The organism is Corynebacterium sp. 22-2729 (assembly GCF_053479475.1).
The window spans coordinates 19,686-34,761 of the sequence record NZ_JBRBCA010000001.1; the positions used below are offsets into that span (position 1 = coordinate 19,686).

Below are 15,076 nucleotides of genomic sequence, written 5' to 3' on the forward strand. Positions count from 1 at the left end.
GGCGCCGGATTGAGTCAGAAGAATGTGGCATAGCCGACGAAAGCGACGGTATCGATCAGCCCGTGACCGATCACTAGCGGCCAAATGCGTCCCGTTTTCTTGAAGTACCAGAGGTACACCACGCCCATGATGATGTTGCCCACTCCGGCGGAGTAGCCCTGGTAGAGGTGATAGCTTCCCCGCAGCAGCGCGGATGCGACGAAGACCCATGGCCAACTGATGCGCAGCTGTCGCAGACGGGTGCTTAGCCAGGCTACGACTACCAGTTCCTCCGCGAAACCGTTTGCCCAGGAGTTCACCACTAGAAGCGGCAAACGCCACCATGTGTCGTCCAGACCACTGGGAACGACTTGCTTGGAGAGCCCAAGGTGCACGGCGGCGAAATAGAAGGCCAGGCCAGGAAGGCCAATGACCGCAGCCAGGCCCGCACCGTGGAGCCAATCGCCTGTTTTTAGGCGCCAGGTGCGCACCAGTGCGGGAGTAGGCAGGTGCCGTATGAGCAGAAACATTGCCAGCCCGCCCCAGGCGAAGAGTGCTCCGCTGGAAAGCAGCTGCAGAATCGGATCCAACCACGGTAGTTCCGACTGTGTGCGGTTCAGGGTAGTCGACTGCTCGTTGAGCGCCTCCGGGCTGGCCGCTGCCTCGACAAGACGCGCGATAGCCCGCAGTCCGCTAGTGCCAAAGGTGACAACGAGTAAAAGCAGGATTTCCCAGCGCAGCGCGGTGCGCTTGTCGCTTGTACTAGTGCTCATGACTGTGACTGTGGCTGTGACCGTGTTCGTGACTGTGGCGGTTGTCCGGCTTCGCGCGAAAATCCAATGCCTCGATATCGCCCGGAACCGCAACGCTGAGATTGTCGACGGGGAGCTGTGAGGTGGCGTCCATAATAAAGGCCGCCAGCGAAAGCAATGTTTCCGCGCTGACCCGATTGCCCACCGCACCCAGCATGAGGGCGATGGGCCAACGACCAGGGACGCGCTCCGGGGAGACTAGTGGCACGGTGACGCTGGCCCAGCCCGTGAGGTTCCACAAGGTGCCCCAGGGAGTCCAGGCGGTCTGCGCCCAAAAGTTATCGACTGGTGTGAGCTGAGAAAATGCACCGGGTGTTGGTGGCGCGCACGCGAGGGTCGGGGTCGCGACGATATCGAACTCGGGCCATACCCGCTGTGGGTCGAGGCCGATAATCTGTTCTTCTAATTGTTGACGCCGCCATGCCGGTACCTGCCGACCCTCCTCGCGCAGCCACGCGGTGATCGGCGATAGTTTGCCGGGAAGATCCGCACAGCGGGAGGCGATGAGCTCGCGGAAAAGCTGGAAGGTAGCCGGCGGGTAGGGAGCGGGCGCCTGCGTGACCGATTCGACAAGCGGATGGGTGGTGGCTAAGGCAGTGGCTGCGGCGGTGGCGGCGGCAATGTCGGGGGAGACGCGACTACGAGTGTGGAAAGGCTGGTTCGTGTAGCCGATACGCAGCGGCGAAGAACGGTACAGCGTGCTGTTGTCGGGCGCGGGGAGGCCATAGGCACGGGCGGTAGTCGGGAGATCCGCGGCGATAAAACCTTGAGCTACCGGCGAAAAAGTGCCGAATTGGTGATTGTGGGCGGGCTTGAGCGCCGCCAGGCCACAGCATGCCGCGGGGATGCGGATGGAGCCACCACCATCGGTGGCATGGGCGATGTTCACCAATCCACGGGCGACAACCACCGCTGCGCCGCCGGAGGAGCCGCCGACCATCATGCCCGGATGCAGCGGATTTACCGGCTCGGGCATCCCAATCGGCTCGGTGTAAGCGGTGGTGCCGAACTCGGCAGAAGCAGAGGCGCCAACCAGCGTTGCCCCGGCAGCCAGTAGCCTGTGTGCGGTCGTATCGTGATAGTCCGCGACAAAGCTATGGTGCACCGACCCCATCGTCGTGACCTCACCCGCGACTTGCTGCAGATCCTTGATTAGTACTTCCTCGCCGCTTAGAGGAAGGCCGGGGTGGCCACGCAGAAAGTCATAGCCGTGCGGGTTGTCGTAGATACGGGTGACGCCCAGTTGGGCGTTGTTAAGACCCGTGTCGCGCCGGGCACGGGCGAGGCGGGTGGCAAAAGTGTTAGTGCCACCTTGCTCGCTGAGGATGTCGGAGGTGCAGTTCATTGATTCCCAAGGATATACCCCGCGGAAGAAGCGGCCAGGCGCAGGCGCGATTACACCCTCGCCGAGGCTGCGGGGGTCTCCATTAGACTGCGTTGCATGAGTGATTCTTCCGCACGCGTTGCCTTTTTAGGGCCTGAGGGCACCTTCACGGAGCAGGCACTGAAGCAGTTCAAAGAGCTCGGTGCGCTGCCGGAGGACGCCACTGAAATTCCGGTCGTCTCGCCACGGGCGGCGCTGGACATGGTGCGTAACGGAGAAGCCGATTTCGCGTGCGTGGCGTTGGAAAGCTCGGTTGACGGTCCGGTGTCGCAAACGGAAGACGCACTGACCTACGGCACGCCCCTGCAGATCTACCGCGAGGTTTTGGTTCCGGTCGTGTTTTCCATCCTGGTACAACCTGGTACTGAGCTGCGAGATATTAAGACTCTGACCACCCACCCCGTCGCCGAAGCACAGGTGCGCAATTGGGTAGCCGAGAATCTGCCGGACGTCGACTTTGTCCCCGCCGCCAGCAACGGAGCGGCTGCTGCTGCAGTCAAGGCCGGGCGGGCTGATGCCGCCGCCGCCCCGGCCCGTGCTGGCGAGATTCATGGTCTAGATGCACTGGCGGAGGGTGTGGCGGATGTCGTGGGTGCACAGACCCGATTCATTCTGGTCGGAAAACCCAGCAAACCTACCGCGCGCACGGGGAACGACCGTAGCGGCATGATCCTCTGGCTGCCGAATGTGCCTTCCAGCTTGTTAGATGCTATTGCGGAATTGTCCACCCGACAGGTGGATATGGCTCGCATCGGCTCGCGACCCCGCCGCACCGGGGCCAGGGGAGAAGGGGCGGCTAATGGAAACTATGTCTTCCATATCGGCGTCGTCGGCCATATCGAGGACGACGCAGTCGCCGAAGCTCTGGCTGGCCTGTACCGCCGCGCTGAGGAGGTGCGTTTCCTGGGCAGCTGGCCCTCAGCCGAGCCGTTGCCAGAGGCTGCAACGCATTCCAGCTATCCGCTGCGCCGTCATGCGGGCAGTGCCCCGCCGAACTACGCTGAATCCAGTAGGTGGATCGAGGAACTTAAACGCGGCGGAAAGGGCACCTAGCCAATGGCGCAGGCACAATCGACACGGCTTTTCCTGGTTAGGCACGGCCAGACAACCTCCAATGCCATTCATGCTTTGGACACTGCACTGCCGGGCGCCAGCCTCACCGACCTGGGATGGCAGCAAGCTGCCGAGGCAGGTCGATGGCTCAACGAACGTACTGGGCGCTTAAAGATCGCCTCCTCCTTTGCCGCGCGTGCACAGCAGACCGCCGTGGGCGTGGCCGGTGCTTTCAGCGGTGAGCTCGTGCCCGCGGAGTTCTCACATGGTGAGGCATTGGATGACGCCACAGCCCTCGACAAGGCCGCGGATCCTATTAAGGCTTCACTCCAGCGCCTACCACGGGTATCGGAGATTCCTGCCGGACGATACGAGATGAAAAACGACGAGGACTCCCACGAGGCCTATCACTCCATCCTGGGGACGTGGATGCTCGGTCGGGTGGATAAAGCAGTCCCGGGCGGACTTTCCGGCGCAGAAGTGCTGCGCGAATATCTCGCGACACTGCTGCGGGCGCTCGCCGACAACCACACGGCAGCGAACCCCAGCGATATTGCCCTGGTCAGCCACGGTGCCGTGATTCGCCTGGTCGCCCGCTTCCTGGGCGGGGTGGATCCGGAATGGGCCTTCATGCACTATCTGGCCAATGGCAATGTCATCACCCTCCGCGTACCAGACAACATTGCCGAGTTGGCTGATGTGGCAGAAGGGCGGCCTGGGGCGTCACAAAATAAGGGCGACCAACAAGACAGCGCGGCAGTAAATAGTGCGGCGCAGACCGGAGTGCTCGACAGTCTGGAAGGAACCTTCGAGATCCTGGGGTGGGGCGAAGCCACCCTTTAGGGCAGGGGCGGGTGCCGCTAACCCCAACCGAGTTCGTGCAGGCGATCGTCGTCGATGCCGAAATGATGGCCAAGCTCGTGAATGACGGTGATGGCGACCTGCTCGATAAGCTCTTCCTCGCTATCGCAGATGTCCTCTAGAGCATGACGATAGATCGTGATTTTGTCCGGCAAGGCGGAGGTGTACTCGGAGGTGCGCTCAGTAAGCGCGATGCCCTCATAAAGCCCCAGAATATGCGGGCTTTCGGGGTTATAGTCCTCCGTGACGATGGCGACATTGCTGACATTATCCAGCAGCTCGCGCGGGATGCGCCTTAAACCCAAGTCAACGAGGTCTTCGAAGCGCTCCGGAGAAACGTCAATGGCCATTGGCTTTAGGAACCCTAGGGCGCTGGGGTCGGGTTCGCGCTGGGGGCAGCGCTCGGCTTCGTCTCCTCGCCCGGCTTCGCATCCTGGCGCAGCGGATTCCGCTTCGGCGGGGTGGCCGGAGCCTTGCCGTCGATGGTGAACTTATTGCGCACGTCGCCATTGAGAGCCGCGAAGCCGCCACCAGGGCGACCAAAGGTAAGCGCACAATTCACGGTGCGGGAACCGGCATCCCAGGACTGGCGCTGGAGCGTATTCCAGAACGGTGTGAGCGTGGAGTTGTACAGCGCATCGTCGCCACCGAGGTAGTCCTGCGCGGCCTTGGTGCAGACCTTATTCAGGAACTCATTCTGCTTCTTCAGGTCCGGCCATGCGCCGGGGAACTGTGTACCTAGGTTGACCACGGAGGTTACCTGCCAGGCGTGGTTTTCCGTACATGGCACTTCATTGGTCAGCTGGCCATCGACCCGCACACAGCGATCCTTCTCGAAGTAGCGTGCCTGATCCTGCTTCGCCGCAAAACCCGTGGTCTCTGTAGTGCGCCCGGTCGAATCGGGCACCATCACACCGCATAGCATCGTGCGGTCGCCGTCATTCCAGGCGGACTGTGGCGGCAAGATGGGGGAGATTGAGTAGCGTCCCTCTGGATCGAGCTTTCCCTTGAGGTACTGCATCGTGGGGCCGGTGCAGAGCTCATTGGTTAGTTCTTCTTGACGCTTCAAGTCCGGCTGCTTCGCGTTCGGACCAAACTCGCTTGTGGGGTACTGGCTGAGATCTTCGCGGGAGCTGACCTCGAAGCGGTGGGGCTGCTCGCAGTTGACGGTGGAGAACTCGGTATTTACGCCGTTCGCGCCGGGCTTCCAATTCACACAATCGCCGTGGCTGGCCTGGGTGAAGGTGGTGTTGTCGACATGCTGGCCCTGCTTCTCATCAGTAATGGGAACCAAAGGTGAGCTACCCTCGGGCGCGACCAAGGCGAACGCAGCTGCGCTGACACCTCCGCAGAGGGCGGCGAACAGTGCGACAGTGATGCTGCGGGCTCTGCGTTGATTCTTCGCTTCGCTGGTGGTCATGAAAGGCTCGCTCTAATCCGACTCGGGTTCGACTGCTACTTGAGGCTAGGTACTTCGAGGCTAGTCTAGTAGGGGTTGTGCCTCAGGGGGAACTAGGCGGACAAGTGCGGAGCCGAACCGGCTAAGCTAAACACCATGATTGATCTGAAGCTTCTGCGCGATAACCCCGATGTAGTCCGAGAATCCCAGCGCACTCGCGGGGAGGACCCAGCACTGGTTGACCAGCTGCTGGAAGCCGATGCACAGCGCCGCGAGGCTATCAGTGCCGCCGATGCTGCCCGCGCGGAGCAAAAGGCTTTCTCCAAGGAGATGGGGCAGAAGATGCGCTCTGCCTCTGACGAGGAAAAGCAGGCTCTGCGTGAGGAGGGCAAGAAGAAGGCCGACTCTGTCAAGAAGTTGGAGGAGGAGCAGACGAAGGCTGAGCAGGCCGTCAACGACCTGCAGATGCAGATTTCCAACATTGTGGAAGACGGCGCGCCAGCGGGCGGCGAGGATGACTTTGTCACCCTCGATGTGGTGGGTGAGCCGCCACAGTTCGACTTCGAGCCAAAGGATCACCTGGAGCTTGGCGAGTCTCTGGGGCTGATCGACATGAAGCGCGGCACCAAGGTCTCTGGCGCTCGCTTCTACTTCCTCACTGGCGACGGTGCTCTTTTGCAGTTGGGCATGCTGCAATTGGCTGCCCAGAAGGCTGTCGAGCATGGTTTTAAGCTGATGATCCCACCGGTGCTGGTGCGCCCGGAGGTTATGTCCGGTACCGGTTTCCTGGGTGCGCACGCCGATGAGATTTATCGTCTGGAAGAGGACGATATGTACCTGGTTGGCACCTCTGAGGTGGCGCTGGCCGGCTATCACTCCGAGGAGATCATTGACCTGTCCGACGGTCCGCTGCGTTACGCCGGTTGGTCTTCCTGCTTCCGCCGCGAGGCTGGTTCCTATGGCAAGGACACCCGCGGCATTATCCGCGTGCACCAGTTCGACAAGGTCGAAATGTTCGTTTACTGCAAGCCGGAGGAGGCCACCGAAATCCACCAGCAATTGCTGGCCATGGAACGCGAAATGCTGGCTGCCATCGAGGTGCCCTACCGCGTGATTGACGTCGCCGGTGGCGACCTAGGTTCCTCGGCTGCCCGCAAGTTCGACACGGAGGCTTGGGTTCCCACCCAACAGACGTATCGCGAGCTGACCAGTACCTCCAACTGCACCACTTTCCAGGCGCGCCGTCTAAAGACTCGCTACCGCAATGCCGACGGCAAGGCGCAAACCGCCGCCACCCTGAACGGCACCCTGGCTACAACGCGCTGGCTGGTGGCTATTTTGGAGAACCACCAGCAGGCCGATGGCTCCGTGGTAGTGCCGAAGGCTCTGCGTCCTTTCGTTGGTAAAGATATTCTGAAGCCTAAAGAATCCGGCGCCTAAAGCGCTTTAGACTTCCAGGAGAGGTAACCGCCACCCATGTCGTTGCTCGATAGCTTCAGCTTTCCCGATGGCTACCAGCCAGTAACCACCGGCCACAAAGAGGCCAAGGAATTCCCCTATGGTTTCCCGACGATCGGTATTGCCAAGCTGTGGTTCCGCTACATGCAAAACTTGGATTGCGCGGTCTACGGTGCGGAGAATATTCCCGCCGATGGCCCCGCCATGATCGCCGTGAATCACACGGGCTATTGGGACTTCACCTACGGTGGCGTTCCGGCACATGTACGCGGTGGCCGCCTGGTGCGCTTCATGGCGAAGAAGGAGATCTTCGACGTCAAGGGTGTGGGAATGCTGATGAGCTCTTATCACCACATTCCAGTGGATCGTGCCGATGGACAAGGCTCAGTCGACCAGGCCATTAAGCAGCTGCGCGCCGGTGATTTGGTGGGTATCTTCCCGGAGGCCACTATTTCTCGTTCCTTCGAGGTCAAGGAGTTCCGCCAGGGTGCAGCCCGCATTGCCCATGCAGCTGACGTGCCCCTGATCCCGTTGACGATCTGGGGTTCACAGCGCGTGTGGACGAAGGGGCGTAAGCCGATCTGGAAGCCCAAGAAAACTGAGCTGGTGATTACCGTCGGTAAGCCGATCGAAGTCACCGATGATGCGGAGGCTACCACTGCGCTTCTGCACCAGACCATGGTCGAGCAGTTGGACTTTACCCGTGACCGCTGGGAGGAGCGCTTCGGCCCCATGCCCAAGGGCGAGTTCTGGGTACCCGCGGCCCTGGGAGGCAGTGCCCCTACCTTGGAAGACGCCACCGTTCAGGATCGTGCAGACGCTGCCGCCCGCAAGGAAAAGCGCGCCCAGGAGAAGGCCGAAGCTGAACGCCGGGCAGCGTCCGAGGCGCGCGAGCGTGACGAGGCCACTGGCATTAACAAGGTTTTGGTTCCTCTGCGTCAGCGCCTTAAGCGCCTACGCAAAAAATAGGACGGAGAAATGCAGGAATCCCCGTTGCTGGTTGTCAGCGACGTTGACGGCACTCTACTAAACAGCAGGGAGCGAGTCTCGCAGCGCATGCGTCGCGCAGTGAACTCGATGCTGCACCAGGGCACCGTGTTTACCCTTGCGACCGGCCGACCGCCACGCTGGCTCATGCCCGTCTTCGAGCAGCTGCCTGTCCGTCCCGTCTGCGCCTGTGCCAATGGCGCCATTATTTATGACGCCAACCGGGATCAGATACTGCACGCCGCAACCCTCAAGCCCGCCCTGGTGAGGGCACTTATTGATCAGCTCGCCGAGGCTGTTCCCGGCGTGGGGTTCGCCGTCGAGCGGGCCGGTACCAGCGCTTTTGACCGCGCCGACGAGCTCTTTTCCGTCTCTCCCGGCTATGACCATGCCTGGGACTCCACCGAGCACGCCGTACAGAATATTGACGAACTCGCGGCCACCCCGGTGGTGAAGCTGCTGGTGCGCGACCCCCGCCGTACCTCTGCCGAACTCTACGCCGCGGTGAGTCCTTTTATTGACGCCACCCAAGCGAAAGCGACATACAGCTATGAAGGTGGGCTGGTCGAGGTCGCGGCGGCGGGGATCTCCAAGCGCTCCGCGTTGGAGTGGATAGCGGAACAGATCGGGGTGGAAGCCTCTCAGGCCATCGCTTTTGGGGACATGCCGAACGACACAGAAATGCTCTCATGGGCCGGCCACGGGGTGGCCATGGGCAATGCCGAGGAGTCCTTGAAGGGCATCGCCGATGAAGTCACCCTGACCAATGATGAGGACGGTGTAGCCGCCGTACTTGAGCGGTGGTTCTAGTCCCATGTCGAAGCTGAGCGAAAACGTCCGTCGGAAAGTTTCCGAACTGCAGGTACATCACGAGGGGCTGAAAAAGCGCAGCTATGGTTTCCTAGTTCGTCCGCTGACCCTCCTGGCGGGCTGGCTATTTGTGGTCGTCGGCATCCTCATCATCCCCACGCCCGGGCCGGGGTGGTTCCTACTTTTCTTCGGCATCGGGGTGCTCTCCTTCGAACTGGCCTGGCCTAACCGGCTGCTGGACTATGGACTGCGGAAATACGACAGCGCTGAGGAGTATTGGAAGCGCCAAGGCAAGGGTATGAAAGCCCTGATCCTAGTGATCTTCTTGCTGGGCTGTGCCGTGATGTTCACGGGCATCTTCTGGATCATGTGGAACACCGGAATGCTTAGCTTGGCGGAACCCTGGTTGGCGGACTGGGTGAATACGCTTCCCGACTGGGCCGGGTTTAAAAACCGCTAGCTTGAGGCCATTAGCCGGGCGGCACACCGAGGTGGCGTCGTGCCCAAACAACCACGAGTGAGCGCGGTACCCTGGCAGACATGACTGAGCAGACACACAGCGGACAGAACTACGACCTCATCGTTGTCGGCAGCGGCTTCTTCGGCCTTACCGTGGCCGAGCGTGCGGCAACCCAGGCCGGCAAGAATGTGCTGGTGGTGGAGAAGCGTTCCCACATCGGCGGCAACGCATACTCCGAGGCCGAGCCGGAAACGGGCATCGAGATCCACAAGTACGGTGCGCACCTGTTCCACACCTCCAACAAGCGCGTGTGGGATTACGTCAATCAATTCACCGATTTCACCGACTATCAGCACCGCGTGTTTGCCATGCACAAGGGCACGGCCTACCAGTTCCCGATGGGGCTGGGTCTAATCAACCAGTTCTTCGGCAAGTACTACAGCCCGGATGAGGCACGCCAGCTGATTAAGGACCAGACCGACGGGCTGGATCCAGCAGAGGCGAAGAACCTGGAGGAAAAGGGAATTTCCCTGATCGGTCGCCCGCTGTACGAGGCTTTTGTGCGCGATTACACCGCCAAGCAGTGGCAGACCGACCCGAAGGACCTGCCCGCTTCCAACATCTCCCGCCTGCCGGTGCGCTACACCTTCAACAACCGCTACTTCAACGACACCTACGAGGGCCTGCCGGTGGAAGGCTACACCGCGTGGCTGGAGAACATGGCAGCCGACGAGAAGATCGAGGTGCGCCTGGATACCGACTGGTTCGAGATCCGCGATGAGATCCGCGCAGCCAACCCGGACGCGCCCGTGGTGTACACCGGCCCGCTGGACCGCTACTTCGACTACGCCGAAGGCCACCTGGGCTGGCGCACCCTCGACTTCGAGACCGAGGTGCTGAACACCGGTGATTTCCAGGGCACCCCGGTGATGAACTACAACGATGCCGAGTTCCCCTACACCCGCATCCACGAGTTCCGCCACTTCCACCCGGAGCGGGGCGACAAGTACCCGAAGGACAAGACGGTCATCATGAAGGAGTTCTCCCGCTTCGCGGAGGAGGGCGACGAGCCGTACTACCCGATCAACACTCCGGAGGACCGCGAGAAGCTGGAGGCCTACCGCAAGCTGGCCGCGGAGGAAGCAGCACAGAACAAGGTGCTGTTCGGCGGCCGCCTGGGCACCTACCAGTACCTGGACATGCACATGGCCATCGGCGCTGCGCTGTCGATGTACGACAACAAGCTGGCGCCGTACTTCAACGATGGCCAGGCGATCGAGCAGGAGCGCGGGCACTAAGGCGATTAGTGAGGTAGGGGCCATAGGCGACAAGTGGGGCCGATTAGGCTCCTAGATTCAGCATGCCAATGCTGTTCACTACCATGTAGATTCCGACAATCGCGGCGACCCACAGTAACGTCACTTTTGCCTCGTATTCCATTCGAGGGGCAATACGTTCGAGTAGAGGAAGAACCTTTTCTTTGAATGCCAGTGCAAGGGCTACAAAAGTGAGTGCGGGAATAACCATGACTAGGCAGTAGATTCCCACGGTTGAGGCCTTAGCGACTGGCGATACGTCCCAGCTGCTGATAATGCCCATGGCGGCGATGTAAGGGAGCATCGTCGCAGCTTCAGTGAGCGACGCGCCGAGTCCGAGAGCGAGCATTCCGGACACACCGTTTCGGGGGTTCGGTACCTGTTTTGGCATTTCTCCCGGATTCGGCTTTCGCGGGGTGCGTGCAAAGACTCCGAAGCCGGCAAGGGCGACGCCGAGTATCAGAGTTATCCATGGGAAGAAGCTGGTCTGTGTGAATTGCTTGGGGAAGGTACTTAGACCCGAGAAGCCGAGCAGTATGGCTATGCCCAAGAGGAAGTAAACGGCTGCGACTGTAGATAGATAGACCGTCAGGGCGGGGGTTTTCACCGTGCGCCATCGAATGATGAGTGCGAGGGGAATCACGAGCGTGCCGATGCTCAGACTGTCGAGTAGTGCCAATCCAAAGACTGCAATGACTGATCCCATTGGTACTCCAATGTGTCGTACGATTGTATGGTGCTCGTACGAGTGTATGACAGGCTAGGCTGGTGTGCAATCATGGAAAATGTTTCGTTGGATCATCAGTTCTCAGAATCATCAGCTCTTATCGCGGATGCGACCATAAGAATCATTGCTTCCAGAGGTCTCGATGCGGTAAGCGTGCGCGAAGTCGCTAAAGAGTCCGGATTTGCCCCGGGATCTGTGCAATACCACGCTCCCAACAAGGAAATTCTGCTTGCTCACGCGTTCATTCGCTCCTTTCAACGGCAAACCGCTCGTCTGAAAGAAGTATCAGTGCCAGACGACAGGTTGGAGGCGCATGTAGTGAGGTTTGCTGAGCTTCTCCCTCTCGGGGGCGAACGGTCCGAAGACGCCGCGATGTGGGTTACGTATGGCTCGGCATCGGCCACACGTGATTGGATGGCCGACCTCTACGATCAAGTTCTCCGCTATTTTCAAGGAGCTGTCACAAAGGTACTTGATGGCATGGATCACGCTGCTCTTAGAGGGCGATTGATCACAGCACTCGTCAACGGTTTAACTCTTGATAATCTGCGGGCCCCCGTAACGGACGCAGATCGCATTGTCGGAGACCTTCGTGAGGGTTTGCGCCTAATCGTCGGTGACTAGACCTGTTGGCTCGAACGATGGCACCGTACTTTGCTGCACTAATATTGCACGAGTGCCGCGTGAGAAAACCCAAACAAAGGAAAGCCAGCAAGAGCCATCGCCGCGGCGAGTGAGCAAGTTCCTCACCCTGCCAGTGGCACCGGTCCTCCTGGTTCTCATCGGCTCGATCGGCACCCAAACCGCGGCGGTACTGGTCACAGACATGCTTTCTACGGTCGGTGCGCCGGGCGTATCGGGCCTGCGTATGACCGCCGCCGCAGTCATCATGGTGGTCATCTTCCGCCCGAAGCTGTCTGGCATGACGCGCACCCGCGCCCTCAACATCGTGGTCTACGGCATCGCCATTGGCATGATGAACATGATGGTGTACGCAGCCATCGCCCGCCTGCCCCAGGGCGTTGCGGTGACCATTGACTTCCTTGGCCCCTGCGTCGTGTCTTTTCTGGGGCTGACCATGTGGCGCTCCCGTATGTGGGCCATCGCTGCGTTTGTTGGCGTTGCTCTGATCGCGCAACCCTCCAATGACCTGGACATCATCGGTATTGGATTCGGCGCTGTCGGTGCGGTTTTCTTCGGCGCCTACACGCTGTTTGCTGCCCGCGTTGGCAAAACCGAGGGTGGTGGCATGCCGGATCTGGCGCTGTCTGTGGTCGTCGCTGCACTCGTGCTCGCACCGTTCTCTGTCCCGGCGGTGCCGCATGTTGACGGCTCGATGTGGGGCATCATTGTCATCTCTGGTTTCATCGGCGCCGTTGTTCCCTATGTGGTGGATACGATCGCCGCGGGAATTGTCTCGGCGGCGGTTGTCGGCACGCTCTTTGCATTGGACCCGGTGATTGGCGCGATCCTGGGGTGGGTGTTCTCCGGCGATCAGTTGACGTGGTCCATGGCGCTCGGAATCGTGCTGATTGCCATGGCTGGCGCGATTATTACGTGGCGAGGGGCACAGGAGTCACGGCAACTACGACGGTTGGGCGAAGCAACGGCGTAGCCAATTGGGGCTGTGTCGCGCAAGCCCTTGCGCCCGGCTTTCATGGATAATCGGATATATTCCAATGTCTTTAATTCCTATGCGGAGGTCTGTGTTCAGCGTATGAACGCTCAGCCAGTGAAAGCCCAGTCCGATTCTCAGTTCGACGCCACCCGCTTGGCGCGCATCCTGCTGCCGAAGCGTGGCGAGCCCCGCAATGTGCGCTCGCTGTACATCGTGGAGAACGAGGCCACCACCCCTGGCCGCGTCAACGCCGTTTCCCGTACCGAGGCGATTCTTCCCGCAGGCAGTGAGATTTCTTTCGAGACCTACTTCAACGCCTTCCCCGCCTCCTACTGGCGACGCTGGTCCCAGCTGGACGAGGTCAAGCTTCGTATCGAGATCACCGGTGAGGCACGCGTAGACCTGTACCGCTCCAAGTACGACGGCTCCCGCATTGGTATCGAGGGAGCCCAGATCGAAACCGACGAAAACGGCCACGGTATCGCCGAGTTCACCATCTCCCTGGCTCCGTTCGAAGATGGCGGCTGGATCTGGTTCGACCTGACCTGCGAGAACGAAACCCGCCTGCACTCAGCAGGTTGGTTCGCCACCGTCGAGGCCGGCGAGCAGACCTTCGAGGGCGAAACGCTGCCGGTCACCGAGCCAAGCGTCACCATCGGCATCCCGACCTTCAACCGTCCGACGGACGCTGTGGCTGCGCTGCACGCGCTGGCTTCCGACCCGGAGGTTGACGGTCGCATCGAGGCCATCATCATGCCCGACCAGGGCGACAAGCACCCCGCCGACGAGCCGGACTTCGACGAGGTTGCGGAGCACTTCGGCGACCGTCTGCGCATTGTCAGCCAGGGCAACCTCGGCGGCTCCGGTGGCTACTCCCGCATCATGTACGAGGCTCGCCACCCCGAGCGCGGCACCACCAGCCCGTACATCCTGTACATGGACGACGACATCGCCATCGAGCCCGATAGCGTATTGCGTGCCCTGGCGGCCGCTCGCTACGCGAAGTCTCCGATGCTGATCGGCGGCCAGATGCTGGACCTCCAGGAGCGCAGCTACCTGCACAGCATGGGCGAGGTCGTCCACCGCGACGTATTTATGTGGGGTGCCGCACCGCACACCCACTACACTCACGATTTTTACCGCCACCCGCTCCGCGACCTGGGCGATGGCACTGCCCACAATGCGGCAGGTCAGCCCATCGCGCCTGTGGCCCGGGACGTGATCAACAAGGGCTACGGCACCCCAAACAACGCGGAGAACTCCAAGGATCTGCACCGCCGCATCGACGTTGATTACAACGGCTGGTGGATGTGCCTGATCCCGCGCTTTGTCGCTGATCGTATTGGCCAGCCCCTGCCGCTCTTTATCAAGTGGGATGACGCCGAGTACGGCCTGCGCGCAAAGGACGCTGGCTTCCCCACGGCCTCCTGGCCGGGCATTGCAATTTGGCACATGGCCTGGGCAAACAAGGACGATGCTATCGACTGGCAGGCTTATTTCCACATCCGCAATCGCCTGATCGTGGCAGCTATGCAGCTGGAGGGCTCCCCGCGTGGCCTGCTGACTTCCCTGGCCAAGGCTGCAGCCAAGCACCTGCTGTGCCTGGAATACTCCACCGTCGCCCTGCATATTGAGGCGATGAAGGACTTCCTGGCCGGCCCGGATCAGCTTTTCGACATTCTGGATACCTCCCTGCCGCGCATCGCGAAGCTGCGCAAGAACTACTCCGACGCAGTCGTCGTTCCCTCCGCCACGGAGCTGCCCCCAGCAACGGGCGGCCCGGCGGACCTGACGCGCATTCCGCTGAGCAAGAAGGCGAAAATCGTCACGCTCGCCAAGGGGCTGTTGAACAACGCCAAGCCTGCCGATGCCCGTCACCACCACGCACCGCAGGTGAACCTCCCGCCTGTCGAGGCTCGTTGGTTCAGCCTTTCCCGCATCGACGGCGCGACCGTGACCACTGCTGATGGCAAGGGCGTGTTCTACCGCAAGCGTGACCGCGGTCAGATGTTGGCACTGGTCAAGGAGTTTGCGCGCCTGGAAAAGCAGGTTTATGACCGCTTTGACGAGCTACGCAATGCTTATCGTGCGGCCCACCCGTACCTGACCAGCCAAGAGGGCTGGGCGCAGATCTTCGAGCCCGAGCGCGCTGCCACCGAGCAAGCCTAAGCAGCTCCGACCAACCCACCCCGCGACAAAAGCTAAGGACATC

The 15,076-nt window shown here is 60.9% G+C and carries 15 protein-coding genes; 10 read left to right on the top strand and 5 right to left on the bottom strand.

The features are described from left to right. Nucleotides 1–14 precede the first annotated feature (14 nt). Together ACUY2T_RS00110 and ACUY2T_RS00115 are read right to left on the bottom strand one after the other, a co-directional pair. Entirely contained in the window at nucleotides 15–752 is a 738-nt protein-coding gene (locus ACUY2T_RS00110) for a CPBP family intramembrane glutamic endopeptidase (RefSeq protein ID WP_448306813.1), read from the bottom strand. Then, nucleotides 742–2,136 carry an amidase family protein gene (locus ACUY2T_RS00115; protein ID WP_448306815.1) on the bottom strand — a complete coding sequence of 465 codons (1,395 nt, stop codon included), beginning with the start codon at nucleotides 2,134–2,136 and terminating at the stop codon, nucleotides 742–744. Before ACUY2T_RS00115 ends, ACUY2T_RS00110 begins: the two co-directional genes overlap by 11 nt. A 96-nt stretch (nucleotides 2,137–2,232) precedes the next feature. On the opposite strand from ACUY2T_RS00115, the gene pheA reads away from it, so the two are divergent. Continuing rightward, nucleotides 2,233–3,228 (top strand): prephenate dehydratase, encoded by a 996-nt coding sequence (pheA, locus tag ACUY2T_RS00120; RefSeq protein WP_448306817.1) that lies wholly within the window; start codon nucleotides 2,233–2,235, stop codon nucleotides 3,226–3,228. A 3-nt stretch (nucleotides 3,229–3,231) separates the two neighbouring features. After that, a complete protein-coding gene (locus ACUY2T_RS00125; protein ID WP_448306819.1) occupies nucleotides 3,232–4,071 on the top strand; it encodes a histidine phosphatase family protein in 840 nt (279 codons plus the stop codon). Nucleotides 4,072–4,088: 17 nt separating this feature from the next. On the opposite strand, the gene ACUY2T_RS00130 is transcribed toward ACUY2T_RS00125, so the two are convergent. Further along, on the bottom strand, nucleotides 4,089–4,439 hold the full coding sequence (locus ACUY2T_RS00130; protein ID WP_293790437.1) for a metallopeptidase family protein: 351 nt from the start codon (nucleotides 4,437–4,439) through the stop codon (nucleotides 4,089–4,091). Nucleotides 4,440–4,453: 14 nt separating this feature from the next. Next, nucleotides 4,454–5,509 carry a septum formation family protein gene (locus ACUY2T_RS00135; protein WP_293790439.1) on the bottom strand — a complete coding sequence of 352 codons (1,056 nt, stop codon included), beginning with the start codon at nucleotides 5,507–5,509 and terminating at the stop codon, nucleotides 4,454–4,456. Nucleotides 5,510–5,644: 135 nt separating this feature from the next. On the opposite strand from ACUY2T_RS00135, the gene serS reads away from it, so the two are divergent. From serS to glf, 5 genes are all read left to right on the top strand, one after another. Beyond that, entirely contained in the window at nucleotides 5,645–6,928 is a 1,284-nt protein-coding gene (gene serS / locus ACUY2T_RS00140) for a serine--tRNA ligase (RefSeq protein ID WP_448306822.1), read from the top strand. Between the two features lie 36 nt (nucleotides 6,929–6,964). Then, complete coding sequence (locus tag ACUY2T_RS00145; protein ID WP_448306823.1) at nucleotides 6,965–7,915, top strand: 1-acyl-sn-glycerol-3-phosphate acyltransferase; 951 nt, start codon at nucleotides 6,965–6,967, stop codon at nucleotides 7,913–7,915. A 9-nt stretch (nucleotides 7,916–7,924) separates the two neighbouring features. Next, nucleotides 7,925–8,743 carry an HAD family hydrolase gene (locus tag ACUY2T_RS00150; protein ID WP_293790448.1) on the top strand — a complete coding sequence of 273 codons (819 nt, stop codon included), beginning with the start codon at nucleotides 7,925–7,927 and terminating at the stop codon, nucleotides 8,741–8,743. A 4-nt stretch (nucleotides 8,744–8,747) separates the two neighbouring features. Next, nucleotides 8,748–9,203, top strand: a complete 456-nt coding sequence (locus ACUY2T_RS00155; RefSeq protein WP_448306825.1) for a TIGR02611 family protein — start codon at nucleotides 8,748–8,750, stop codon at nucleotides 9,201–9,203. A gap of 80 nt (nucleotides 9,204–9,283) precedes the next feature. Then, nucleotides 9,284–10,501: a UDP-galactopyranose mutase gene (glf, locus tag ACUY2T_RS00160; RefSeq protein ID WP_448306827.1), complete on the top strand. Its 1,218-nt coding sequence runs from the start codon at nucleotides 9,284–9,286 to the stop codon at nucleotides 10,499–10,501. Nucleotides 10,502–10,544: 43 nt separating this feature from the next. Here glf and ACUY2T_RS00165 read toward each other — a convergent pair whose 3' ends face one another. Then, a complete protein-coding gene (locus ACUY2T_RS00165; protein ID WP_448306829.1) occupies nucleotides 10,545–11,225 on the bottom strand; it encodes a GAP family protein in 681 nt (226 codons plus the stop codon). A gap of 72 nt (nucleotides 11,226–11,297) precedes the next feature. Here ACUY2T_RS00165 and ACUY2T_RS00170 point away from each other — a divergent pair, with 72 nt between their 5' ends. From ACUY2T_RS00170 to ACUY2T_RS00180, 3 genes are all read left to right on the top strand, one after another. After that, nucleotides 11,298–11,870 (top strand): TetR/AcrR family transcriptional regulator, encoded by a 573-nt coding sequence (locus ACUY2T_RS00170; protein ID WP_448306831.1) that lies wholly within the window; start codon nucleotides 11,298–11,300, stop codon nucleotides 11,868–11,870. A 52-nt stretch (nucleotides 11,871–11,922) separates the two neighbouring features. Then, a complete protein-coding gene (locus ACUY2T_RS00175) occupies nucleotides 11,923–12,861 on the top strand; it encodes an EamA family transporter (protein ID WP_448306832.1) in 939 nt (312 codons plus the stop codon). Between the two features lie 102 nt (nucleotides 12,862–12,963). Next, nucleotides 12,964–15,033, top strand: a complete 2,070-nt coding sequence (locus tag ACUY2T_RS00180) for a glycosyltransferase (protein WP_448307152.1) — start codon at nucleotides 12,964–12,966, stop codon at nucleotides 15,031–15,033. Nucleotides 15,034–15,076: the final 43 nt, after the last annotated feature.